General features: G+C 66.3%; 25 protein-coding genes. 19 read left to right on the forward strand and 6 right to left on the reverse strand.

What is annotated here, in order from left to right; all coding sequences use genetic code 11:
* Positions 1-44: 44 nt before the first annotated feature.
* On the reverse strand, positions 45-350 hold the full coding sequence (locus ACX3PH_RS08790; RefSeq protein ID WP_459091542.1) for a hypothetical protein: 306 nt from the start codon (positions 348-350) through the stop codon (positions 45-47).
* Between the two features lie 88 nt (positions 351-438).
* Between ACX3PH_RS08790 and ACX3PH_RS08795 the strand changes: the two genes are divergently transcribed.
* From ACX3PH_RS08795 to ACX3PH_RS08810, 4 genes are all read left to right on the forward strand, one after another.
* Positions 439-789 (forward strand): ArsR/SmtB family transcription factor, encoded by a 351-nt coding sequence (locus ACX3PH_RS08795; protein ID WP_459091544.1) that lies wholly within the window; start codon positions 439-441, stop codon positions 787-789.
* Positions 786-2,438 (forward strand): SulP family inorganic anion transporter, encoded by a 1,653-nt coding sequence (locus ACX3PH_RS08800; RefSeq protein ID WP_459091546.1) that lies wholly within the window; start codon positions 786-788, stop codon positions 2,436-2,438. Before ACX3PH_RS08795 ends, ACX3PH_RS08800 begins: the two co-directional genes overlap by 4 nt.
* A gap of 3 nt (positions 2,439-2,441) precedes the next feature.
* Positions 2,442-3,371, forward strand: coding sequence for an aldo/keto reductase (locus ACX3PH_RS08805; RefSeq protein WP_459091548.1), 930 nt, complete (start codon positions 2,442-2,444; stop codon positions 3,369-3,371).
* 169 nt (positions 3,372-3,540) lie between these two features.
* On the forward strand, positions 3,541-4,572 hold the full coding sequence (locus ACX3PH_RS08810; RefSeq protein ID WP_459091550.1) for an aldo/keto reductase: 1,032 nt from the start codon (positions 3,541-3,543) through the stop codon (positions 4,570-4,572).
* A gap of 12 nt (positions 4,573-4,584) precedes the next feature.
* Here ACX3PH_RS08810 and ACX3PH_RS08815 read toward each other — a convergent pair whose 3' ends face one another.
* A complete protein-coding gene (locus ACX3PH_RS08815; protein WP_459091552.1) occupies positions 4,585-5,259 on the reverse strand; it encodes a TetR/AcrR family transcriptional regulator in 675 nt (224 codons plus the stop codon).
* A 339-nt stretch (positions 5,260-5,598) separates the two neighbouring features.
* Here ACX3PH_RS08815 and ACX3PH_RS08820 point away from each other — a divergent pair, with 339 nt between their 5' ends.
* The 9 genes from ACX3PH_RS08820 (at position 5,599) to ACX3PH_RS08860 (ending at position 13,285) form a co-directional block, all read left to right on the forward strand.
* Complete coding sequence (locus ACX3PH_RS08820) at positions 5,599-6,939, forward strand: M16 family metallopeptidase (protein WP_459091554.1); 1,341 nt, start codon at positions 5,599-5,601, stop codon at positions 6,937-6,939.
* 13 nt (positions 6,940-6,952) lie between these two features.
* Positions 6,953-7,555, forward strand: a complete 603-nt coding sequence (locus tag ACX3PH_RS08825; protein WP_459091556.1) for a histidine phosphatase family protein — start codon at positions 6,953-6,955, stop codon at positions 7,553-7,555.
* A 68-nt stretch (positions 7,556-7,623) separates the two neighbouring features.
* Positions 7,624-8,376, forward strand: coding sequence for a 4-hydroxy-tetrahydrodipicolinate reductase (gene dapB / locus ACX3PH_RS08830; RefSeq protein ID WP_459091558.1), 753 nt, complete (start codon positions 7,624-7,626; stop codon positions 8,374-8,376).
* A complete protein-coding gene (locus ACX3PH_RS08835; protein WP_459091560.1) occupies positions 8,373-8,819 on the forward strand; it encodes a hypothetical protein in 447 nt (148 codons plus the stop codon). The genes dapB and ACX3PH_RS08835 overlap by 4 nt, the downstream gene beginning before the upstream one ends.
* Before the next feature lie 61 nt (positions 8,820-8,880).
* A complete protein-coding gene (locus tag ACX3PH_RS08840; protein ID WP_459091562.1) occupies positions 8,881-9,684 on the forward strand; it encodes a thymidylate synthase in 804 nt (267 codons plus the stop codon).
* On the forward strand, positions 9,681-10,196 hold the full coding sequence (locus tag ACX3PH_RS08845) for a dihydrofolate reductase (protein ID WP_459091564.1): 516 nt from the start codon (positions 9,681-9,683) through the stop codon (positions 10,194-10,196). Before ACX3PH_RS08840 ends, ACX3PH_RS08845 begins: the two co-directional genes overlap by 4 nt.
* Before the next feature lie 12 nt (positions 10,197-10,208).
* Positions 10,209-10,505 carry a hypothetical protein gene (locus ACX3PH_RS08850; protein WP_459091566.1) on the forward strand — a complete coding sequence of 99 codons (297 nt, stop codon included), beginning with the start codon at positions 10,209-10,211 and terminating at the stop codon, positions 10,503-10,505.
* A 29-nt stretch (positions 10,506-10,534) separates the two neighbouring features.
* On the forward strand, positions 10,535-11,515 hold the full coding sequence (gene dapA / locus ACX3PH_RS08855) for a 4-hydroxy-tetrahydrodipicolinate synthase (RefSeq protein ID WP_459091568.1): 981 nt from the start codon (positions 10,535-10,537) through the stop codon (positions 11,513-11,515).
* Positions 11,516-11,608: 93 nt separating this feature from the next.
* Positions 11,609-13,285: a ribonuclease J gene (locus tag ACX3PH_RS08860; RefSeq protein ID WP_459091570.1), complete on the forward strand. Its 1,677-nt coding sequence runs from the start codon at positions 11,609-11,611 to the stop codon at positions 13,283-13,285.
* A gap of 68 nt (positions 13,286-13,353) precedes the next feature.
* On the opposite strand, the gene ACX3PH_RS08865 is transcribed toward ACX3PH_RS08860, so the two are convergent.
* A complete protein-coding gene (locus ACX3PH_RS08865; protein WP_459091572.1) occupies positions 13,354-14,190 on the reverse strand; it encodes an SDR family NAD(P)-dependent oxidoreductase in 837 nt (278 codons plus the stop codon).
* The gene (locus ACX3PH_RS08870; RefSeq protein ID WP_459091574.1) at positions 14,187-14,771 is read right to left on the reverse strand and encodes a hypothetical protein; all 585 of its coding nucleotides are present in this window, start codon (positions 14,769-14,771) and stop codon (positions 14,187-14,189) included. The genes ACX3PH_RS08865 and ACX3PH_RS08870 overlap by 4 nt, the downstream gene beginning before the upstream one ends.
* Before the next feature lie 121 nt (positions 14,772-14,892).
* On the opposite strand from ACX3PH_RS08870, the gene ACX3PH_RS08875 reads away from it, so the two are divergent.
* The 6 genes from ACX3PH_RS08875 to ACX3PH_RS08900 all read left to right on the forward strand — a co-directional run bounded on the left by ACX3PH_RS08875 (position 14,893) and on the right by ACX3PH_RS08900 (position 21,705).
* On the forward strand, positions 14,893-15,873 hold the full coding sequence (locus ACX3PH_RS08875; RefSeq protein ID WP_459091575.1) for an efflux RND transporter periplasmic adaptor subunit: 981 nt from the start codon (positions 14,893-14,895) through the stop codon (positions 15,871-15,873).
* The gene (locus ACX3PH_RS08880) at positions 15,870-16,595 is read left to right on the forward strand and encodes an ABC transporter ATP-binding protein (protein ID WP_459091577.1); all 726 of its coding nucleotides are present in this window, start codon (positions 15,870-15,872) and stop codon (positions 16,593-16,595) included. The genes ACX3PH_RS08875 and ACX3PH_RS08880 overlap by 4 nt, the downstream gene beginning before the upstream one ends.
* Entirely contained in the window at positions 16,595-17,812 is a 1,218-nt protein-coding gene (locus ACX3PH_RS08885) for an ABC transporter permease (RefSeq protein WP_459091579.1), read from the forward strand. Before ACX3PH_RS08880 ends, ACX3PH_RS08885 begins: the two co-directional genes overlap by 1 nt.
* Positions 17,813-17,876: 64 nt before the next feature.
* Positions 17,877-20,606, forward strand: a complete 2,730-nt coding sequence (locus tag ACX3PH_RS08890) for an FtsK/SpoIIIE family DNA translocase (protein ID WP_459091581.1) — start codon at positions 17,877-17,879, stop codon at positions 20,604-20,606.
* 2 nt (positions 20,607-20,608) lie between these two features.
* Positions 20,609-21,223 carry a CDP-diacylglycerol--glycerol-3-phosphate 3-phosphatidyltransferase gene (gene pgsA / locus ACX3PH_RS08895; protein ID WP_459091583.1) on the forward strand — a complete coding sequence of 205 codons (615 nt, stop codon included), beginning with the start codon at positions 20,609-20,611 and terminating at the stop codon, positions 21,221-21,223.
* Entirely contained in the window at positions 21,220-21,705 is a 486-nt protein-coding gene (locus ACX3PH_RS08900) for a CinA family protein (RefSeq protein ID WP_459091585.1), read from the forward strand. The genes pgsA and ACX3PH_RS08900 overlap by 4 nt, the downstream gene beginning before the upstream one ends.
* Before the next feature lie 49 nt (positions 21,706-21,754).
* Here the strand turns inward: ACX3PH_RS08900 and ACX3PH_RS08905 are convergent, their stop codons facing one another.
* Together ACX3PH_RS08905 and ACX3PH_RS08910 are read right to left on the reverse strand one after the other, a co-directional pair.
* Positions 21,755-22,444 carry a response regulator gene (locus tag ACX3PH_RS08905; RefSeq protein WP_459091587.1) on the reverse strand — a complete coding sequence of 230 codons (690 nt, stop codon included), beginning with the start codon at positions 22,442-22,444 and terminating at the stop codon, positions 21,755-21,757.
* Positions 22,441-24,075 (reverse strand): ATP-binding protein, encoded by a 1,635-nt coding sequence (locus ACX3PH_RS08910; protein WP_459091589.1) that lies wholly within the window; start codon positions 24,073-24,075, stop codon positions 22,441-22,443. The genes ACX3PH_RS08905 and ACX3PH_RS08910 overlap by 4 nt, the downstream gene beginning before the upstream one ends.
* Positions 24,076-24,230 lie beyond the last annotated feature (155 nt).

Here is a 24,230-nt window from a genome sequence, read left to right on the forward strand (position 1 = left end):
TCCCCTCGGGGGTGGGCCCTTTTGCTTGCCTGGACCGCTGCGCGTCAGGCCGCGTAAACCATGATGATGGCGACCGTCATGAACGTGATGGCAATGCCGATGGTGAGGATGGCGAGGCTCCACAGCCGTACCCGTGGCGCCCGCACGCCGTACCTGATGGCCAGCATGGCCAGGTAGGCAACGACGATGATCACCATGCCGGTGACGGATGCGCCGAGAGGCTCCAGCTCCCGCATGAGCCACAGCAGGATCAGGCTCAACAACGCGATGATCCCCGCCACGACCAGCCAGATGCCTCCGGATGCCGTGGTCAGGGCCGGTTGCTTGGTTACCTTCTGCGATTCGGACACCCTTCAACCGTGCCACTATCGACCCGGCAATGCCAGCGGGTCTTCTCGACTATTTAACAAATTATAGGAATAGTTATATAGTTGGAGGATGGTCGAATCGTCCCTTCCCATCGCGCAGGTCAAGGCTGAACTGTTCCGGGCGCTTGCCCACCCGGTCCGCGTGAGGGCGCTTGAGCTGTTGGTGCAGGCCGAGCGGTCGGTCGGGGAGTTGGCGGCGGCGCTCGACGTCGACCTCTCGCACTTGTCTCAGCAGCTCGCCGTATTGCGTCGATCCGACGTCGTGGTCACCCGGCGCGACGGCAACACGATCTACTACTCGGTGCAGAACCCCGGCATCGCCGCACTGCTGGCCACCGCACGCGAGTTGATCGTTGCTTCACTTCAGACCTCGAGTTCCCTCCTTGCCGCACTCGAGGTCGGCGAAGAGCAGAAGCAGTGAGACGACGACTCGGGGCCCAGGCACATTTTCTCGTCGGCCTGCTGCCGGGGAAGGCGGACTTCGCGCGAGCGCGTCAGGCGCCGGGGCGAGACCTCCTTGCCGGCCTCACCGTCGCCATCGTCGCGCTACCACTTGCCCTCGCATTCGGAGCGGCATCCGGGCTCAGTGCCCAGGCGGGCATCACCACAGCGGTGATCGCCGGCATCATCGCCGCCGTTTTCGGCGGCAGCAATGTGCAGATCTCCGGGCCAACCGGTGCGATGACTGTCGTGCTCATCCCGGTGGTGCACCAGTTCGGCGCGGCCGGACTGTTGCAGGTGGGGCTGATGGCCGGCGTGATCCTGATCGGGCTCTCCGTCTCACGACTCGGACGGTACGTGCGGTACCTGCCGACCTCTCTGGTGGAGGGGTTCACCGCGGGCATCGCCGTGGTCATCGCCCTGCAACAGGTACCGAACATGCTCGGCGTTGCTGCTGGCGACCAGGCCCAGGTGTGGGCAGTGGCGGCCGACGCGGTCATCCGCTACCTGGCCGACCCGGATCCGGTGCCACTGTTCATCGCGCTCGGCGTTGCAGCGGTTATCCTCCTGGGTGCCAGATGGAAGCCATCAATTCCGCTCTCACTGGTCGCGGTGGCGATCGCCACGGCGCTGACACAGTGGTTGAATTTCGATCTCGAGATCATCGGAAACCTTCCGGCTGGGATCCCGGCGGCGGATGCGGGCTTCTTCGACCCGAACCTCCTGGCCGCGCTCCTGCCGTCGGCATTCGCGATTGCGGCCCTGGCGGCCCTCGAGAGCCTCCTGAGCGCGACGGTCGCCGATGGAATGACGGTGGGTGAGCACCACAACCCCGACCGCGAGTTGCTCGGGCAGGGGCTGGCGAACCTGGTCGTCCCATTCTTCGGCGGGGTCCCGGCCACGGCGGCGATCGCCAGGACTGCGGTCAACGTGCGGAGCGGGGCGCGGTCGAGGCTCGCATCCGTCAGCCACTCGGTTATCCTCCTGGTGTTCGTCATGGTGGCAGCTCCGGTGGTCGGCGCCATCCCGATGGCGGCGCTCGGCGGGGTGCTGCTGGCGGTGACCATCCAGATGGTGCAGGTGGGCGCGATCCGCAGCATCCTCGGATCGACGCGAGGTGACGCCATTGTGCTGGTGCTCACCTTCGGCGTGACCGTGGCGATCGACCTGGTGACGGCGGTGGTGGTCGGTCTCATCGTCGCCGCCCTCCTGGCCCTCCGGTCGGTGTCGCGGGCGGCCTACCTGGAGCAGGTGCCGTTGGATGAAGGGGGCAGGGCGGGTGAGCCGCTCGAGCGCGACATCATCGCATTCCGCCTGGACGGGCCGCTGTTCTTCGGGGCAGCCCATCGCTTCCTTCTGGAACTCACCCAGGTGACGGATGTCTCGGTCATCATCCTGAGAATGAGTCGCGTGAGTACTATCGACGCCACCGGCGCGGCCATGCTCGATGATGCCATTTCGCGTCTCGAACGGCGGGGGATCATCGTGCTACTCTCCGGTATCCGTCCCGGTCATGGGCGGGTATTGACAGCACTCGGCGCGCTGAGCCGGCTTGAGAACGCGGGGAGGGTTTTCAGTGACACACCGGAAGCCATTGCACATGCTCGCAGCATCGACCGAGGTCGGTGATCGGTGAACGTCCGACTGCGCAAGGTACCGGGGACCGACATCGCAGTGCACCCATTCGCCGTCGATGGCAGCGTTTTCGGGTGGGCGTCCGGCGTCGAGGAGACGGCCAGAATCCTCGACGCGATGGCGGACTATGGCGGCAACCTGGTGAGCACAGCCGACCACTATGCGGGGGGCCGCAGCGAAGTCATGATCGGCGCCTGGCTCGCTGGTCTATCCGACCGCAGTCGAGTGGTGCTCTCCACGAAGATCGGCCGGCACCCGGATTCACCCGGGCTGTCCGCCCGGAATGTGGTGCGCGCGACGGAAGGGTCACTGCAGCGGCTGGAGACCGACTACGTCGACTTCCTGACGCTGGATGGGATCGATGAGGCGACGCCGATAGATGAGACGCTCGAGGCGATTGACATGCTCCGGCGCTCCGGCAAGGTGCGGTACTTGGCGGTGAGCAGGTATCCGGCGGCCAGGCTTCGCGACATCAATGAACTTGCCGACACCGCCGTTTACCCACCGGTCAGGCTGATCTCGGTCGCGTACAACCTGATGCAGCGCACAGAGTTCGAAGGCGAATTGGCACCCGTCGTCGATGAACTCGGCATCGGCGTCGTGGCCAGGCTTCCCCTGGCGGGCGGTTTCCTCTCCGGCGGTTTCCGAACCAAGGAGGACCAGCCGTCGTCCCCGCTCTTCGAAGCAGCACTGGACCACGTCGGCAAGGTGGGCACGAGGGTGCTGCATGCGATCGACGAGGTGGCGACCGAGCAGGATGAGTCCGCTGGGCGCATCGCGATCGCCTGGGCCCTGACGAAACCCGCGGTGATGGCGACGGCGATCCAGGTGAAGAGCGCTGAGCAGCTGCTCGAGCTGGCCGGGCAGGGCGAGATCGCTCTCACCCGCCACCAGGTTTCCATCCTCGACCGCGCCTCCGAGCGCTGAGCCTCGAGAAAAGTAACGATTCGCCAATTCCGCGTACACAACGCGGTACCGCGGACTACTCTCGCCATTAATGACGAGTGCTCACCCGAAGCGATCGTCGTGCCAGTCCAGCGAATGGCCACCCGACGGTTACCCCGGGCACTCTGCTAGATAACGAAGCGAGGGTGCTGTGGATTCAAAGCCGACCGAACCGCGCCTGCAGGCGGTCAGCACACTGACCGCGCCAACACCGCTGCTGCCGAACGCCGTACTCCCGGCCTCCCAGTCGCCGCACGGGCTCGACTTGTGGGGCAGGCGCCTGGGGCAGTCGGCGCTGCACCTGTTCCCGCTCGCCCTGGGGTCCGGAACTTTCGGTCGGTCGGTGGATGATCGCGGCGCAGCAAGCGTCATCGAACGGTTCATCGACCTGGGTGGCAACTTCATCGATGCAACGGGTTCGCACGAAGACGCACGAGCGGAACTTGCGGTGGGCAACTGGAAGAGAAGACGGAGTCGGCACACCGGGGTGATGGTCGGGACGACTGTCGGGGACCACCAGGATCTGTCCCAGGACCCGACGCGGACCATTGTTCAGGAAGTGGATGCATCACTCATCCGGCTGAAGGCGGATCATCTGGACCTCTTGTCCATTCGGCTGGATGCGCGCTCGCCGGCTGACGAGGTGCTGGTTGCAGTCGACGACCTCGTCCGGGCAGGCAAGGTGCGTTACGCCGCAGCCTCCGCCCCAACGGCAGACCAGTTGATCGAGGCCCGCGTTATCGCCGCACAGTCGGAGATATCGCCGCTGGTGGCGATCCAGGGCGGGTACAGCCTTACCCATCGCGCGCTGTACGAGCCCGAGGTCGCGCGCATCGCGGCCCTTCAGCAGACCGGGTTCATGCCGCGCCAGCCGCTGTCTGGTGGTGTACTTGCCGGGAGGCCGCACACCAAGCACGAGGTGGCTCGACTGAGGAGGCAGGGCATCGAGACTTCCCTGCCACCGAAGCGCTGGCCGGCACTGATCACCGCGCTGGGGAGAATCGGCGCAGAACTGGGCGTGACGATGCCAGCGGCCGCGGTGGCCTGGTTATTGACCAGGCCGAATGTGACGGCGCCGATCGTCAGCGTGAGTAGCCCGGACCAGGTGGACGACGTCATGGCAGCCGTCAGGCTTCAACTCACCCGGCAGCAGACATCGGAACTCGACCGCCTTTCGCGGTGAGGCACGCTCAGATCAGTTGCCTGTTTCGCGTGCACCTGATTCACGCAGCAGGCGGCTGACGCACCGTTGCAGGGCTGCGGTTGCCGCGATCGGGTCGCTGGCGTATCCGCCCGACATGGTGCCGTCGCGAAGCAGCATGAATTCGTCTGCCGCGTCACCCGGCATGGGGTGGCCCAGACGCCGGAGCAGGTCTGCCACGAATGCCGTGTACCAGTCCCGGTGTGCGGCGACGACCTCGCGGACCACATGGTGGCCGTCCGGGAATTCAGTGGCGGCGTTGATGAACGCGCACCCGCGGAATCGGCGGCTGCGCACCTGGTCGACGATGTTGTCGACGATGGCGTGGATGGCGTCCTCGGTGGTGGCCGAGGAGGCGACCAGCTCGCCGAGCAGCTCACGCGCGGTGTCGTGCCGAGCATTGACGTAGCCGACGACCAGGGTCTCCTTGGCGCCGAAGTGCTTGTAGAACGTCGCCTTGGTGACCCGCGATTCGCTGATCAGGCGGTCGACGCCCACCGCGCGGATGCCCTCGTGATAGAACAACTCGTTCGCGGTCGCCATGATCCGGTCTTTGGCGCCCACCCCACCGTGGGGAGCGGCGTCAGGTGCGCCCCCGGATGTACTCGGGGAGTTGCCTCCGGATGCTGCGGGGTCACGCTGTGCGGTGACATTGTCGATAACCGTCACAGCGTGACTCCCTTGGGCAGTTCGGCTAGGTGTTCTCGAGCCGTTGGTCGGTGTCGGTTCGGTACGGGCATACCGTTCCAGGCACCTGCGCGATTCGGGTTCGCGATTGTTGTACTTTTCGGGTTGTGCGCCCGGTTCGGAGGGGTATCCGACTCGGGCTGGTGCATCCACCTTCGGGTGGTGGAGTTGATTGCTCAACGGTTAGAACTTTAGCATTCGCTTGGGGGACAGACAGAGTTGTTTGTCCTCATAAACGGGGGACAATTTGGGGTCATCGAGGCTCTTGCAGGTGTTCTGACCCGACCAGGAGCACGCTTTGGGTGCCCTAGGCTCGGTCTGATGAACGGCGCACCGAAGCTCCCCCTCGACACTCCAGAACTCTCTTTCACGGCATCCGGGGACTCGCTCGTTCGTCGAACCGTGCTCCCCAGCGGGGTCCGCATCCTCACCGAACAGGTCCCGGGCGCACGCAGCGCGACCATCGGTTACTGGGTCGCGGTCGGCTCGCGCGACGAGCATCCGGACACCTACGGTTCGACCCATTTCCTGGAGCACCTGCTGTTCAAGGGCACGGCCAGCCGCAGCGCCCTCGACATCGCGGTCAGCTTCGACGCCGTCGGTGGTGAGCACAACGCCATGACGGCGAAGGAGTACACCTGCTACTACGCCAAAGTGCAGGACAAAGACGTGGCGATGGCGGTCGAGGTGCTCTCCGACATGGTCACCTCATCCCTGCTCGATCGGGACGAATTCGAGAACGAGCGCGGCGTCATCCTGGAAGAGCTGGCGATGGCGGATGACGACCCCACCGATGTCGCGAACGAGCGCCTGTATGAAGTGGTGTTCGGAGCGCATCCGCTCGGTCGCCCCATCGGCGGGAACCCGACAACAATCAATGCCGTGTCGCGGGACGCCGTCTGGGCGCACTATCGGGAGAACTATCGCGCCCAGGACCTCGTGATCACGGTGGCCGGCGCGGTGGAACACGACGCCATCGTCGCGCAGGTCGAGCGGTCACTGCTGAGCGCAGGGTGGGACCTCTCGGTGGAAGCGTCGCCGGTCGCCCGCCGCGAAGCCGGGCAGGACCTGTTCAGTCAGGGCGGCGACCTGGTGGTCGTCCAGCGGCCCATCGAGCAGGCGAACCTCCTGATCGGCGTCCCGGGACTGGCCGCGACAGACTCTCGGCGCAACACCCTGTCGGTGCTCAACTCGATCCTCGGCGGCGGGATGTCCTCCCGCCTCTTCCAGGAGATCCGCGAGCGGCGCGGGCTCGCATACTCCGTCTACTCGTTCTCGCCCAGCTACTCGGATGCCGGGATGTTCGGCATGTATGCCGGATGCTCGCCGTCAAAGGCCGCCCAGGTCGCCGAGCTCATGATCGACGAGTTCCGCCGCCTCGGCAAGCACGGCGTCAGCGACGACGAGATGAAGCGCGCCGTCGGGCAGATGGGAGGAGCATCCGCCCTCGCCCTGGAAGACTCGGACACCCGCATGTCCCGGCTGGGGCGCGCCGAGATCACCCTCGGCGAATTCATCGACCTCGATGAAACCCTCCGTCGGCTGTCCCTGGTGACAGCCCGCGAAGTGCAGGACCTGGCCACCGAGTTGGCCGCCCACCCGATCTCGATGGCAGCAGTTGGTAGCGTCGAGGAAAGCACCCTTGCCGCGTTCAGCGGCTGAAACCAGGACAACGATGTCTCATTTCCTTTACTTGGTTCGCCACGGCGAGCAGCAGGACGCCCAACACGGCTTGCCGGACGGCCCGCTTTCACCGCGGGGAACCCGGCAGGCGAAGCTGATCGCGGATCGGCTGAGCGGCGTCCCCTTCACTGGTGTGTGGCACTCGCCCCTGCAGCGCGCCGCTGCCACCGCGGGTATCGTCACCGAGAGCCTCACGGCTGTGCAATCCATTCCGTCGGCCCTTCTCTTCGACTGCATCCCCTCCGGCCCGACGCCCGACATGCCTGCCGGTTTCCAGTCCTTCTTCGGGTCGGTGACCGAGGCTCAGATCGAGGCTGGCAAGGCCCAGATGACGGATGCGGTCTCCGAGTGGATGACCCCATCGATCGAAGACCGGCACTCCTTGCTGATCACGCACAATTTCGTGATCGGCTGGTTCGTCCGCGAGGTATTCGAGGCACCGGCCTGGCGCTGGATGGGCATCAACCAGGCGAACTGCGGCCTCACGATCATCCGCGTCCGGTCGGTCAAGTCACCGGAGCTGGTGACCCACAACGACCTCGGACACCTTCCGGTGGAACTGCGCACCGGCATGCCGGTCGACCAGCCCTATTGACCCGAGCGGCGCCCTGCCCTTGGCAGGCCCTGCCCTTGGCGGGCCCTGCCCTTGGTAGATTGGGGCCCATGACAACCACGGTCGCCGTCGCCGGCGCGACAGGAACCATGGGCAGGCTGGTGACGCAGCTCATCGACGATTCAGCGGACTTCGAGGTGGTCGCGTCGCTGTCGTCCACCAGTGAGCTCAGTGACCTGGACGGCGCCGACCTCGTCGTCGACTTCACGCATCCTGCGGTCAGCCCGCGGGTTGTCGAGCATGCCATCACCGCGGGCATGAATGTGCTCGTGGGCACCTCTGGCTGGTCCAGCGAGCGCATCGTCTCGCTCCGCCGAACGCTCGAGGGCTCTCCGGAGGTCGGCGTGGTCATCATCCCGAACTTCTCCCTGGGTTCTGCGCTGGTCAGCGCGTTCTCCGCAATGGCCGCCCGCTTCTACGACTCGATCGAGATCATCGAGGCACACCACGCAGGCAAGGTCGATTCGCCGTCCGGCACAGCCGTGCGCACCGCTGAACTCATCGGGCTCGCCCGCGCATCGCTCGGCCCGGTAGCCGCGCCGCACACCGACCAGCGCGCTCGCGGCCAGCAGGTGTCGAGCGTTCCGATCCACAGCGTGCGGATGAGCGGGGTGATCGCCAGGCAGGACGTGATGTTCGGCGCGGCGGGAGAGCTCGTAACCCTGCGCCACGAGACCACGTCGCCGCAGTCGTATGAAGCCGGAATCCTCCTCGGCCTGGCCGCAGCAAGGGACGCCCGCGGGGTGGTTGTCGGACTGGAATCGCTGATCGACCTGACCCCAGGACGGACCAGCGACCGATGAGCACCAAGCTGGGCGTCATCGTCATGTCCGCGCTGTTATTGCTCTACCTGGTGGCGGTTGCGCAGTTGTCCTTCAGCCTGATCTCGGCGGACGACCTGCTGGCCAGGGGCGTCGGCGTTGCGCTGCTGGTGCTTCCCCTGATCGGCGCCTGGGCGATGGTTGCAGAACTGGCGTTCGGCTTGCGCAGCGAGAAGCTGGCGGACCGGCTGGGTGACGAGGGCGAACTGCCCGTCGACGACCTGCCCAAGCGCAGCAGCGGTCGCCCGGAGCGTGCAGCCGCCGACGCCGAATTCCCGCATTACCGCAGCGAGGTCGAAGAGCATCCGGATGATTGGCGTGCCTGGTTCAGGCTCGGGCTGGCCTACGATGCCAGCGGTGATCGCCGTCGTGCTCGGCATTCGATCCGGCGGGCGATCGCGTTGGAACGGCAGGGCCGGAGCTGATCGCGGTCGGGCCCGGCGCCGCTGGGCCCTTCGTCGGCGGCCCGGCGGTAATGTGGGACCTGTGACCATCGCGACGCCTTATGAAGACCTCCTCCGTGACACGCTGGCCAACGGAGTGCAGAAGTCCGACCGCACCGGAACCGGCACGAGGAGCGTCTTCGGCCGCCAGCTGCGCTTCAACCTCGCTGAGGGTTTCCCGCTGATCACCACGAAGCGGGTGCACTTCAAGTCGATCGCCTATGAGCTGTTGTGGTTCCTGCGCGGTGAGAGCAACGTCGGCTGGCTGCGCGAGAACGGCGTCACCATCTGGGACGAGTGGGCGGATGCCGCTGGCGAGTTGGGCCCCGTGTACGGCGTGCAGTGGAGGTCCTGGCCGACCCCGAGCGGCGAGCAGATCGACCAGGTCAGCGAGGTCATCGAGGCCATCAAGCAGACACCGGACTCGCGTCGCCTGATCGTCTCCGCCTGGAACCCGGCAGACATCCCGAACATGGCGCTCGCTCCGTGCCACGCGTTCTTCCAGTTCTATGTCGCGGACGGCAAGCTGTCCTGCCAGCTCTACCAGCGCAGCGCCGACCTCTTCCTCGGGGTCCCGTTCAACATCGCCAGCTACGCCCTGCTGACCCACCTGGTCGCAGCCCAGACCGGGCTCGAGGTCGGCGACTTCGTGTGGACCGGCGGAGACTGCCACATCTACGACAACCACGTCGAGCAGGTCACCGAGCAGCTCACCCGCACGCCGTACCCGGCTCCGACGCTGCGCATCACCACGGAGCGCGACAGCATCTTCGATTACACCTTCGGGGACTTCCAGGTCGAGGGCTACCAGCACCACCCGGCCATCCGCGCCGCCGTAGCCGTATGACGCAGCCAGGCGTCGGCCTGATCTGGGCCGAGTCCGAGGGCGGGATCATCGGCAGCGATGGCGCGCTGCCCTGGCACGTGCCGGAAGACCTGGCCCATTTCAAAGAACTGACACTCGGCAGTCCCGTGGTCATGGGGCGCAAGTCGTGGGACGCGCTCCCCGAGCGGTTCCGGCCGCTGCCGGGCAGGCGCAACATCGTGGTCACCCGAAACCCGGACTGGCGGGCGGATGGCGCCGAGGTCGCGTACTCGGTCGAGCAGGCCATCACGCTGGCAGCGGGGGAGCCCGAAGCAGGCACGGTCTGGGTGATCGGCGGCGCTCAGGTCTTCGCGTCCGCGATCGACCGGGCAGACCGCCTCGAGGTGACGCAGATTCGCGACCGGTTCGACGGCGACACGACGGCCCCAGCCATCGACGAGTCCTGGCGCCAGGTCTCGACTGAGCCGGAAAGCGGATGGCACGCCTCCCGAACCGGGATCCAGTACCGCTACCTCAGCTACGCGCGGCGGTAGTGGCCCCCACAAATGAATGACCAGCCCACGGCGGCCCAGGTCCGTCCTCGTAACCCGTACATCGGTTTCGCCTTCTCCGCCACGTGGCTCCTCGTGGCGGTGTTCGGCATCGTCGTTCTTCTGCTCGATGGCGAAAGGGTGGTGAGCGGAGAGGTCTTGATAGTCGTGATCCTGGGATCCGAGTCGGCTTCCCCTGTTGGGTTTTCCGCAATGCTCATGATCCTGACGCTCCTGGGGATGGCAGGTGCCACCCTGATCTCGGTCGGCTTGCGGGGTAACGCTGCATTCCGCCGAAGGCGGAGCAGGTAGTACGCGCTTACGGCGACCGGTAACCTGTAATGGTGTCGAGTCGCGAGAATCCATTCGGCCAGGTGCTTGTCGCCCTGGTCACGCCTTTTTCCGCTGACGGCGAAGTCGACTGGGCAGACGTCGAGAAGCACATCGATGACGTGATCAACGCCGGCGCCGACGGCATCGTTGTCACCGGTACCACCGGCGAGACCAGCACGCTGACCGACCCGGAGAAGCTCAAGCTCGTCGAGGTCGCTGTATCTGTCGCCGCCGGGCGGGCCAAGGTCATCACCGGGGGCGGATCGAACGAGACCGCCCACGCGATCGAGCTCTACCAGGCGAGCGAGAAGGCCGGCGCCGACGGCGTCATGATCGTTACGCCCTACTACAACAAGCCGACCCAGGCCGGCGTTCTCACCCACTTCCGCATGATTGCGGATGCCACGGACCTTCCGGTCATCCTGTACGACATCCCCGGCCGCACCGGGATCCCGATCAAGTACGAGACGATCCTGCGCGCGGCCAAGCATCCGAACATCCGCGCGGTGAAGGATGCGAAGGGCGACTTCAGCGAGGTCAGCCGCGTGCTCAACCAGACCGACCTCCTCTATTTCTCCGGCGACGACGCCAACGTGCTGCCCCACCTCGCAATCGGTGCAAGTGGCCTGGTCGGAGTCACGGCGAACATCGCGGCGACCCCGTACCGGCACATCGTCGATGCGGTCAACGCCGGCGACCTGGCCACCGCGACGGCGGCTCACCAGGCGCTCGAACCCCTGGTGCGCGCGGTCATGACCCACGTGCCCGGCACGGTCGCGGCGAAGTACATCCTCCACGGGCTCGGCAGGATCGGATCACCGCGAGTACGGCTTCCCCTGGTCGGCCCCGAAGACGCCGAAGCGGCGATGATCGAAGACGAGCTCGCCCTCGTCGGCGAGATCGCGGGCCTCGACCTCAGCAACTTCCGCCCGGATCGCAACGCCGCAGCAGGTGGAGCGCTTCCCAAGATCGCGGGCACCACCCGCTGAGTCCCGGATGGGCGCAGAGCGGACTACAACTTAAACCGAGGGCTAGCGGCCCTATCAATACGGCCAACCGGCCGAAACACCACACAGGATGCCATGAACTCTCCCATTTTCGATCCAGCCCCACTGCTCCCCGGAACCCTCCGAGTCATCCCGATCGGCGGCCTCGGCGAGATCGGGCGCAACATGACGTCGTACGAGATCGACGGCAAGATCCTGATCATCGACTGCGGCGTGCTCTTCCCTGAAGAGACCCAGCCCGGCGTCGACCTGATCCTCCCCGACTTCTCCCCGATCAGGGACCGCCTGGACGACGTGGTCGGCATCGTGCTCACCCACGGGCACGAGGACCACATCGGGGCTGTGCCCTACCTGCTGAGGCTCCGCCAGGACATCCCCCTGATCGGCTCCAACCTCACGCTCGCGCTCATCGAGGCGAAGCTGAAGGAACACCGCATCACCCCGTATACGCTGAGCGTGAAAGAGGGCCAGCACGAGAAGCTCGGCCCGTTCGACCTCGAATTCGTCGCGGTCAACCACTCGATCCCGGATGCCCTGGCCGTCGCGGTGAAGACCACTGCCGGCCTGGTCCTGCACACCGGTGACTTCAAGATGGACCAGCTGCCGCTGGACGACCGCATCACCGACCTGCGCGCATTCGCCAGGCTGGGGGAGGCCGGCGTCGACCTGTTCCTGCCGGACTCCACCAACGCCGACGTTCCGGGCTTCACCTCGCCCGAGCGGAACATCGGCCCGGTACTCGAAGCCGTGATCGCCAAGGCTCCGCGTCGCGTCATCGTCGCCAGCTTCTCCAGCCACGTTCACCGGGTACAACAGGTGCTGGATGCCGCGCAGGCAAATGGCCGCCGCGTCGCCTTCATGGGCCGCTCGATGGTCCGTAATATGGGAATCGCCGCCGACCTCGGCTACCTGAAGGTGCCGGTGGGCATCCTCATCGACGCCAAGAAGGCCGCCGACCTGCCGGATGACCGCATCGTCTACATGAGCACCGGTTCGCAGGGCGAGCCGATGGCCGTCCTCGCCCGCATGGCGAATGGGGAGCACCAGATCGAGGTCGGCAAGGGCGACACCGTCATCCTCGCCTCAAGCCTGATCCCCGGCAACGAGAACGCGGTGTACCGCGTGATCAACGGACTGACCAAGCTGGGCGCCAATGTCGTTCACAAGGGCAACGCGAAGGTGCATGTCTCCGGTCACGCCAGCGCCGGCGAGCTCCTGTACTGCTACAACATCCTGAAGCCGAAGAACGTGCTGCCGGTGCACGGTGAATACCGCCACCTCGTCGCCAACCAGCAATTGGCGATCCAGACGGGCGTTCCGGAAGAGAACACCATCATCGCCGAAGATGGTACCGTCATCGACCTGCGTGATGGTCAGGCCACCGTCGTGGGCCAGCTGGACCTCGGCTTCGTCTACGTGGACGGCTCGACTGTCGGCGAGATCACGGATGCCGACCTGAAGGATCGCCGTATCCTCGCCGAGGAGGGCTTCATCTCCATCTTCGTCGCCATCGACGCCCAGACCGGAAGGGTGATCGTCGGTCCGGAGGTGCAGGCACGCGGGTTCGCCGAGGACGAGCAGGTATTCGAGGCGGTCAAGCCGATGATCATCAAGGCACTGACCGAGGCGGCCGAGAACGGCACCAGCGACACGCACGCCTTCAGCCAGGTGATCCGACGCACTGTCGGGCGCTGGGTGAACACGCAGCACCGGCGTCGTCCGATGATCGTGCCAGTCGTGATCGAAGCGTAGGAGCGAACTAGCCACAGAGCAGAGGGGCTGTCGCAGGTTTCCCTGCGACAGCCCATCACCGCGGAAGGCTAGCTGCGCGCCTGGAAGTCGGTCGCCGCTTGGGCTGCGATCCCGGCGAAGCCGCTCTGGGTGACCGCAGTTGCGCCGCCGTCCACCGACAGCGTCACGCCGGTGATGAACGATGACGAGTCGCTGGCGAGGAACACAGCGGCCTCCGCGATATCCTCCGGCCGGCCCACTCGGCCAATCGGCTGGCTGTCCGCCAGGCGCTCACTGAGCAGTGCTTCGAACTCCTCGGCGTTCTCCGCAGGAATCCCGAACGAGCGCGCCATAATCGGGGTCATGATTATCCCGGGCGCGATGGCGTTCGAGCGGATGCCCAGCGGAGCCAGCTCTACTGTCGCCTGGCGCACGACCCCGACCACCGCATGCTTGGCGATGGTGTAGCCGGCCGACGACCAGCCACCCTGGATGGCTGCGGCGCTCGCCGTGGAAATGATGGATCCGCCCGTGCCCTGCTTCTGGAACTGCCGCGCGGCATGTTTGTGCCCGGAGACGACCGACCGGGTCAGGAGTCCGAGCGTCTTGTCGAACCCGTCAGCGCTCAGGTCCACCAGAGAGGCAGGATCGCCCGCCGCGCCGGCGTTGTTGAACATGACGTCGAGCTTGCCGAACTTCTCGACCGCGGTGGCGACCAATTTCTCGACCGCCGCGTCGTCCGTGACATCCGTGTGGATGTAGACCAGATTGCCCTGATGCTTGTTCTCGAGCGCTGCGCCCAGGTCGTCCTGAATGTCGCCGACCACGACCCTCGCGCCCTCGGCTACGAAGAGCTCGGCGCTTGCCAGTCCGATTCCGCTGGTTCCGCCGGTGATGATCGCGACTTTGTCCGTGAGCTTATTCATGGGGTCCTGCCTTTCTTTGATTGCCGCAGCGGGTTGCTTGTTGCCGCGGCGAGAACTGAAGAGAATGTTGCGAATGGATCGGCTCCGTGCTGCACCATGATTTCGAGGCTGATGAGCATCGACGAGACGAAGATGGTGGCTGCCGCCCTCGCCTGGATGCTGTCGGCCGGAACCGCGAGCCGGTCGGCGATCGCCGGTCGCGTGGTGGCCTCGCCGTCGTGTACGGACTGGAGTACAACCGCCCACATGCCCTGATCACGGAAGATGAGCGGGAACAGCTTGCGGGTCTGCTCCTCCCGCGCTCCACCGAACGCTTCGCGGAATGCTTGCTCCAGCGATTGCTCGACTGACAGGTCCACTGATTCGCGGATGCTCGCGGCCATCACCGCGCCGGCCCGGTCGAGCAGCGGCCGGATGGTGTCCCGCTTGCGCGGGAAGAGCCGATAGAACGTGCGCTCGGCAGTCCCGATCCGCTTGGCGATCTCCGCGGCCACCAGGTCGGTGCTGCCGAACTGGATGTATAACTGCGCACAGTCTTCGGATGCCCGGAGGGCCGCCGCAGCCTGTCGTTGAGTCACCATGGCTCAAGTGTATCAAAAGTGGCAGAAACTGCCACTTGTGAACGGCAACTCATCCTCCAGGTTGATGAGGATGTGTCCGGTGCGCCGATAGGGTTCTCCTAAACCGACAAGAGGGGCACCTGTGGGCGTGTGGCGCAAATGGATCTTTCCGATCATCCGGATCATTATTTTTGCGGCCATCGCTGCAGCATTGGTGAAGATCGCGTTCTTCGGTGACGTTGCTCAGACCAGCGATCCGGAAGTGCCGACGGCGACCATCACCGAGCCGCAGATCCCCATCGCCCTCGGCACCATCCAGAACGACGTCGTGCTCAAGGGCACCGTCGCCGCAGATGAGGCCGTCGAGGTCAAGGCGACGGCTCCCGGCGTGCTGCGAACCATCAACGCCGGGGCGGGCGCCTGGGTCGATGCCGGTGCTGAGCTCTTCGTCATCCGCGAGCAGGTGATGCGCGACGACGGCACATCCTGGCTACGCGATATCAAGGTGGCGGCGCCCGTGTCCGGCACCCTCTCCTCCGTGACGATGATCGTCGGGCAATCCACCACGATCGGTGAGGCGATTGCCAAGATCGCACCGCCCAGTTTCCACATTTCGGCAACGCTGGCACCGGAACAGCAGTATCGCCTCCTCAACCAGCCGACCGAAGCCCAGGTGCAGGTGCTCGGCGGCCCGGCACCATTCACCTGTACGGGCCTGACCATCTCGAGCGCGCTTGCCGGTGCAGTCTCAGCTGGCGGGGATACCGCCTCCGGTACCACGCTCCGCTGTGCGGTGCCCGCCGAGGTTCGCGTCTTCTCGGGCCTCGGGGCCGAGGTCACCATCGCCGGTGGCATCGCGGAGAACGTGCTCACCGCACCGATCACCGCGGTCGAGGGCACCAGTGAGACCGGCAACGTCTATGTCGTGCTCCCCGATGGAGCGACCGAACTGCGCCCGGTGGCCCTGGGGCTCAACGACGGGATTTCAGTCGAGATCAAGGAGGGCGTGGCTGAGGGCGACCTCATCCTGCAATTCGTGCCGGGCGCCGAGGAGGTTCCCGGCGGCATGGAAGAGGGCTGCTACCCGATTCCCGGCGGGATGGCCTGCGGGATCGGCGGATGAGCCTCCTCCACCTGGAGGCGGTGACCCGTTCGGTCGAGCTTCCGGATGCCCCTGACCTCCACATCCTCAAGGGAGTCGACCTGGAGGTGGCCGTCGGCGACCACGTCTCGATCGTCGGACGAAGCGGTTCAGGCAAGACCACGCTGCTGAACCTTCTCGGCTTGCTCGACACCCCGACGTCGGGGCGGATCATCTTCGACGACAAGCCGGTCTCCTCGCTGGGCGCCAGGGCCCGCGACCGTGCCCGCGGCACCGACATCGGCTTCATCTTCCAGCAGTTCAACCTGCTGCCAGGACGCACCGCCCTCGAGAATGTGGTCACCCCGCTCCTCTATGCGACGGGCAAGCAGTTCTGGCGGCGTCGCCAACTGGCGGCGGAGATGCTGGAGCGCGTGGGCCTGGGGGAGCGCATGGCCTCCATGCCGGAGAAGTTGTCGGGAGGCGAGCAGCAACGCGTGGCGATCGCCCGTGCGCTGGTGCGCGGACCCCGCCTGATCCTGGCCGATGAGCCGACGGGCGCGCTCGATATCGAAACCGGCGCGTCGATCATGGGCCTGGTCGACGAGGTGGCCGAGCAATCGGGTGCCGCACTCATCACCATCACCCACGACGCCAACGTCGCCGCCCTGGCACGGCGCCACTACCGTCTCGACCAGGGAGTGCTCGCGCCCGTCGACGTCAGCCGCGTGCTGGCCATGGCCGCCCCGGAGGTGTCGCTGTGATGCGGATGCTCACCGGCCTGGTCGGCGCCGTTGACGAGGCCTGGGCAGAGTTGCGCATCCACAAGACGAGGGTGCTGCTGAGCCTCATCGGTGTCGGTGTCGCCGTCACCGCGATCACCACGGTGGTGGGACTCGGCGGGATGGTGCAGCAAGCCACAACGGAGAGCATGGAGCGCGGCAGTGGTCGCCCAGCGACCCTGAGCATCTCCGCGTTCAACCCCGAGAGTGGCATGCCGGCCGGCGGACCGGAGCTTCGGGACGCGTTCGAGACGGTGGTCGAGCGTTATGAGATCGGGCATGCCGGGGCGAACCGCTGGATGCAGCTGAGCGCGCAATTCGTCGACGGCGTTGGCCCGCTCGAGGTGCAGGGGGTCGATGTCTCCTATGGAACGATGCACCGCGTCCAGCTGAGTGACGGCGAGTGGTTCACCGACCGGGATGAGAATCGGCTCGCGCCTGCGCTGGTGGTCAATTCATTGCTGATGGAGCGGTTGGGGTCTCCGGAGCTGAGCACGCACCCCACCATCGAGCTCGTGGGCGACACCGCCGTGACCGCGGTGATCATCGGCGTCATCCCGTCGTCGCAGTACGACGCTGCCCGCGGGTACATCCTCAACTCGGCATACGAACGGGTGACAACGCCGGCGGTCGTCGCCGCGAACCCGCCGAACTACGAAATGTGGGTTCCGCCGGAGCTGTCCGACCAATTGACACCGCTGATCCAGCGTGATGTCGCCGGCGCCCTGGGCGAAGGGTTCCAGGTCGACGTCAACCGCCACGACTACGCGGCGTGGGGCGGCGAGGACCCGCTGCTTCCGATGAAGTTGCTGATCGGCGGGATTGCGGCGCTCGTACTGCTGCTGGGAGCACTCGGCCTGGTCAACATCTCGCTCGTGACCGTCCGGCAGCGCATTCGGGAGATCGGCATCCGCCGCAGTTTCGGCGCGACGGCCGGGCGGGTCTTCTTCTCGGTGATGATGGAAAGCGTGGTCGCATCATTCGCGGCCGGAGTGATCGGGGTGATTGCGGCGATCCTCATCGTGACCAACCCCTGGGTACTGCAGCAATTGGCGCAGGGGCTCATGGACATTCCGCCGTTCCCGATCGAGGCGGCGTTGATCGGGCTGGGTGCGGCGACCGCGGTTGGAGCGCTCGCCGGGCTGCTCCCGGCAATCGTGGCCGTGCAGGTGAAGGTGATCGACGCCATCCGCTTCTGACCTGAGCACAGACACGCTACCGAGTAACCGGCCGGTGACGGCGCACCCCGGTACCGTGGAGCCCATGGCTACGCGCACCACTTCGAACTCGCGTGCCCGCAGCACGACTGCGCGCCGCGGCTCCAAGACTCCGGCGCGCCGCTCACCGGCGAAGAAGACACCTCCGGCGGCGGAGCCGGGGCTGCTCACGGTCGCCTGGCTGGGCCTGGCCCACACCGTCGGTGCCACGGCACGGCTGTTCGGCCGCGAAACCCTGTCGAAGGATGAGCGCCGCGACGGCGTCCCGTTCTTCATCTTCCTGCTCGCCGTTGCCGGAGCGTTCGTCGAGTGGTTCAACCCGAGCGACCCGGTTGCCATCGCGCTGGATGCCTGGACCTTCGGCGGCCTGTTCGGCCGGCTGGCCTTCGCGCTCCCGGTCATCATGCTGCTGTTCGCGATCTGGCTGTTCCGGCATCCGTCGTCCGTCGACGACAACGGGCGCATCGGCGTGGGCCTCAGCCTGCTGCTGGTCTCGGTGAGCGGCCTGTGCCACGTCTTCGGCGGGCAACCCCAGCCGGGCGGGGCGCTGGCCCTTGGCGGCGGCATCATCGGCTGGATCCTCGGTAACTCGCTGATCACCGTGCTGACCGCGCCCGGTGCTGCTGCAGTCTTCATCCTGGGGCTGCTGCTCTCGCTGTTCATCATCACCAAGACCCCGCCGAACCGCATCGGCGACCGCCTGCGCGAGCTGTACAACTACCTGTTCGGCGCCCAGCTTCCGGATGCCGATGAGCGGGCGGCGAAGAAGGCAACCGACGCCGAGACTGGCACCTTCGGAACCTTCGGCGACCTCGGCATCGATCCGGAGGAGGCCGCAACCCTTCCCTGGTGGCGGAGGAACAAGTCCCAGCGCGAGACCGACCCGGCATTCGACAGCCCGGTGATCGGCCGCGACAGTGACCGGACGGATGTGATCAGCCGGGACGGCGAACACTTCGGGGTCGAGCTGATCGAAGACCTCATCAAGGCCGAGGATGCCGTCAAGAAGTTCACCGGCGAGGTCGAGACTGGTGGCCCGACCGGCATCCGTGACGATGGGGGACCGGAGGAGGAACTGCTCCCCGGCTTCTCCGACAAGGCATCGGTCAAGGGCGGGCACGGCGACTTCGGCGCTGCGGCTGCCGCGGAGCAGCCGACCGCTCCCTACCGCTTGCCGGCAGCATCCACCCTGGCTCCAGGGACCCCGCCGAAGGCCAGGTCGCAGGTCAACGACGATGTCGTCGCCTCCATCACCGAGGTGCTGAAGCAGTTCCAGGTGGATGCCAAGGTCACCGGTTTCAGCCGCGGCCCCACCGTCACCAGGTACGAGATCGAGCTCGGCCGCGGGGTCAAGGTGGAGCGAGTGACCGCCCTCAGCAAGAACCTCTCCTACGCCGTCGCCAGCAACGAGGTGCGCATCCTGTCGCCGATCCCCGGCAAGAGCGCCATCGGCATCGAGATTCCGAACACCGACCGTGAGATCGTGTCGCTGGGCGATGTGCTGCGCTCCAAGGCCAGCACTTCCAGCCACCACCCGATGACGATCGGGCTCGGCAAGGACGTCGAGGGCGGTTTCGTCGTCGCGAACCTCGCCAAGATGCCCCACCTCCTGGTGGCAGGCTCGACCGGCTCAGGCAAGTCCAGCTTCGTGAACTCGATGATCACCTCGCTGTTGATGCGGGCGAAGCCATCGGAAGTGCGGATGGTGCTGATCGACCCGAAGCGGGTCGAGCTGGCCGGGTACGCCGGCGTTCCCCACCTCATCACGCCGATCATCACCAATCCGAAGAAGGCCGCCGAGGCGCTCGCCTGGGTGGTCAAGGAGATGGACATGAGGTACGACGACCTCGCCAGCTTCGGATTCCGGCACATCGACGACTTCAATGCCGCCGTCATCGCGAACGAGATCGTGCTGCCGCCCGGAAGCGAGCGCAAGCTCAAGGCCTACCCGTACCTCCTCGTGGTGGTCGATGAGCTGGCCGACCTGATGATGGTCGCCCCGCGCGATGTCGAGGACTCCATCGTCCGCATCACGCAGCTCGCCCGGGCATCCGGAATTCACCTGGTGCTGGCGACCCAGCGCCCGAGCGTCGACGTGGTGACCGGGTTGATCAAGGCGAATGTGCCCAGCCGCCTCGCGTTCGCGGTCAGCAGCATGACCGACTCCCGCGTCATCCTGGACCAGCCGGGGGCCGACAAGCTGATCGGCCAGGGCGATGCCCTGTTCCTGCCGATGGGTGCTTCGAAGGCCATCCGGGTGCAGGGCGCCTGGGTGACCGAGGCCGAGGTCAGCGCTGTCGTGAAGCACGTGACCAGGCAGGCGCGGCCGGAGTACCGCCAGGACGTCGCAGTGGCAGCAGAGCAGAAGCACATCGACGCCGACATCGGCGACGACCTCGAGGTATTGCTTGCAGCGGCAGAGCTCGTCGTCAGCACCCAGTTCGGGTCGACCTCGATGCTGCAGCGGAAGCTCCGGGTCGGCTTCGCCAAGGCCGGGCGGCTCATGGACCTCCTCGAGTCCCGCGAGATCGTCGGGCCGTCCGAGGGTTCGAAGGCCAGGGATGTGCTGGTCGCGCCCGAGCAGCTGGCGGATGTCCTGGCCAGGCTCCGGGGGGACGTCGGCACTGCGCCGTCCGCCCCCGCCACCGCCCCGCCAGCCGCGCAGCCACCAGCCGACCGTTACGGTGCCGACGCGGTCGCCGAATCGACCAGCGGGTACGATGAGGTGGAGGTTTCTTCCGACGAGGACGCCTGGAACCTGACCGACAGGGATTGATCGTGGAAGCTCCCAAAGCCCTGCGGGGCCGGTTCGTGCGCTCGGGGGAGACGCCAGCCAGCAACGGCAATCTCGCCAACCTGATCACGGTCATCCGCATCCTCCTCGCACCGCTGTTCTTCTGGCTGCTGTTCCTCGATGACGGAGAGCTCGGTCTCATCCGTTACGCGGCGGCCGCGCTGTTCGTGCTGGCCATCGCCACCGACAGCGTCGACGGCATCCTGGCCAGGCGGCAGAACCTGGTGACCGACCTCGGCAAGATCCTCGACCCGATCGCCGACAAGCTGCTGACCGGCGGCGCGCTGGTCTGCCTGTCGATCCTCGGCGAGCTGGCCTGGTGGGTGACGGCGCTCATCCTGGTGCGCGAATTGGGCATCACCGCCTACCGGATGGCCGTGCTGCGCAACCGGGTGATTCCCGCCTCGCGCGGGGGGAAGCTGAAGACGATCCTGCAGGCCGTGGCCATCGCGTTCTTCCTCACCCCGCTGTGGACCTTCCTGGGTGACTGGATGCACTGGGTCAATGGCGCCCTGATGACGGCTGCGGTCATCGCCACCGTGCTCAGCGGTATCGACTACCTGGTCAAGGCCGTGCGCCACGGAAGACAGGCGCAGTGACCTCAGGACGTGACCTGATCCGGCTGCTCATCGAGCGGCGGATGACGATAGCGGTGGCCGAGTCGCTGACCGGCGGACTCCTCGTCGCCGAACTCATCAACACTCCCGGCGCATCCGCCGCCGTGCTCGGTGGCGTTGTCGCCTACAACACCGAACTCAAGAAGACGCTGCTGGGGGTCGACACCGCCGTGCTGAACGTTCACGGCGCCGTGCACCCGGACGTTGCCATGCAGATGGCCGCGCACGTTCGGGAGGTGCTCGCGGTCGGTGGGGTGGCAGCGGATGTCGGCGTCTCGACGACCGGTGTTGCAGGTCCGGACCCGCAGGACGGGCATCCGGCCGGCACCGTGTTCATCGGGGTGTCCATCACCGGCGATGTGCGCGTGTTGCCGCTAACCCTCAAGGGGGACCGCGAATCGATCAGGCGCCAGGTGGTCGAGTTCGCCATCAACGAGGTCTACGCGAGGGTTAGCGAGCACTGATCAGCGAGCACTGATCAGCGAGCACTGATCAGCGAGCACTGACCCGCCGTCAGGGCTTCGCGCGGTAGCGGTGTTCCGGCCTGCCGGCCGTGCCGTAACGAGGCTCCACCGTTGCGACGCCGGTGTGTGCCAGGTGCTCGAGATAGCGGCGCGCGCCGACCCGGGACATTCCGATCATCTCCGCCACCTCGGTCGCTGACAGGTCGCCGGATGCTGCTTGCAGCGTGTCGGTGACGAACTCCAGCGTGGCAGCAGACAGCCCTTTCGGCGGCAAAGGACGCCGGGCCGGCACCCCGCTCAGGATGTCGTCGACGGTGTGCTGGTCCAGCGGTTCACCACGCCTGGTGCTGTGCAGTTTCGCGTGCTGGAGGGCAACGTCGTCCAGCCGCTCACGCAGCGCTGACGCGGTGAACGGCTTGACCAGGTAATGGCGCACGCCGTTCGCACGGGCTTCACGCACACTGGCCAGGTCGCGCGCGGCCGTCACGGCGATGACTTCGATGTACCTGGCCCTCTCCAGCCGCAATCGGCTCAGCACCTCGAGGCCGGAGAAGTCCGGCAGGTAGACATCGAGGAGCACGAGGTCTGGGTCGAGAGTCTCGATCGCCTCCAGCGCGGCCGCGCCACTGTGGGCCTCGCCAACCGCCTGGAACCCGGAATGGGCATCCACGAATTGGCGATGAATCCGTGCCACGGCGAAATCATCATCGACGATGAGCGTTCGCAGGGGAGCGCTCATGGACGTCCCTCCAGCAACGGCACCCGGGTTCGGGAGTCGACCTGGAACGGCAGGTGGACCGTGATGTCGGTGCCTCCCGACGGCGAGCCGGCGACGACGGCGTCACCGCCGTGTCGTCGGGCGATGCGGCGCACCAGCGTCAATCCGATTCCGCGGGCCGTCGACAGCCGTCCTGGCCCGGGCGGTTTCGACGAGAAGCCAGGGCTGAACACTCGCTCGCGCAGGCGCGCCGGGATTCCCGGTCCGGTGTCGGTGACACGGATCAGGATGCCGTCCTCGGATTCGATGATGGCGACCGTGATGGTGGCACCGCTGGAGCACGCCTCCACCGCGTTGTCGACGAGGTTGCCGACGACCGTCAGCACGTCGTCACGAATCCGGTCCGAGTCGCCGTGGGAGGTAAGCGGTGCAAGCACGGACTCCTGGGCGATTTCCACACCGATGCCGAGTTCGTGCGCCCTGGTCTGCTTGACCAGCAGCAGGGCGGCGATCTCCAGGTCGCGGATGCCGGTGGCGCTGGTCACGCTGGACAGCGTGCCGCCCTCTCCGACCCGCTCGATGAATGCGACGGCATCGTTGATGTGGCCGAGCTCGAGCAGCCCGCTGATCACGTGCAGCTTGTTGGCGAACCCGTGCGCCTGGGCGCGGAGCCCGTCGGCGAGGCTCTGCGCTCCGTCGAGGTCACGCATGAGGGCGTGCAGTTCGGTGTTGTCCCGCAGGATGAACACGGAGCCGATGGTGCGATCGTCGATGCGGGCGGTATCGCGCTGCACCAGCAGTACCCGCTCGCCGGAGAGAACCAGGCGCTGCTGGGAATCCTCCTCGTTGAGCATCCGCACCAATTCGGCGTCGAGTACTTCTTCGGCAGCGCGACCGACGACGTCCTGCTGGCTGTCGAGTCCCAGGAGCCGGGCACCGGCATCGTTCACCAGCGCGATCCGGCCCCGCTCGTCGAGCGCGACCAGCCCCTCACGCACACCGTGGAGCATGGCTTCGCGAGCCTCGAGCAGTCCGACGATCTCATCCGGTTCGAGCCCGTAGATGCGGCGGCGGATGATGGAGCTCACCCAGGCCGCGCCGATCACGCCGAACGCGGCGGCGACCCCGATGGTGATGAAAAGCCAGGTGGCGTTTCCGAGGTAGTCGCTGCGGAGGTCCGACTCCAGGATTCCGACCGACACGACTCCGACCACGCTGTCCCCGGCGATGATGGGCACTTTGACCCGCCACGATTCCCCCAGGGTGCCGGTCTGCGTGCCGACGTAGATCTGCCCGCTCAGGGCGATCGACGGATCAGTCGACACCCGTTCGCCGATCCGGCTGGCATTCGGATGCGAGTAGCGGATCCCGGCATCGTCGGTCACCACGACGTAGGTGACATCGGATGCTTCGCGGACCACTTCGGCGATCGGCTGGATGGTCTCGCTCGGCTCCGCGTCGTCGAGCGCGTCGATGATGGCCGGCAGCGTTGCGACGGATTGGGCGACCGCGATCATCCGGTCCCGGTACGAGTCGCGCAATTGCTGTTCCTGCAGCCAACTGGCCACCAGGCCGGTGCCGAGAACAGTGACCAGCACGATCGCCAACTGCAGCAACAGCAGTTGCGTGCGCAGCTTCATCGACCGGATCACCTGACAAGTGTGACGGACGCGGCGGGTGGTGCGCGATATCCGGTCATGGGTGATCTGTGTCCAGAACGACCAAAACAACCAGTACTTCCGCATCGTTCCCCGCTGGGCGGGCGATCCCTAGCCTGTCGAACGTCGCCATTGCGCATACCGGGGCC

The organism is Homoserinimonas sp. A520 (genome assembly GCF_054489245.1).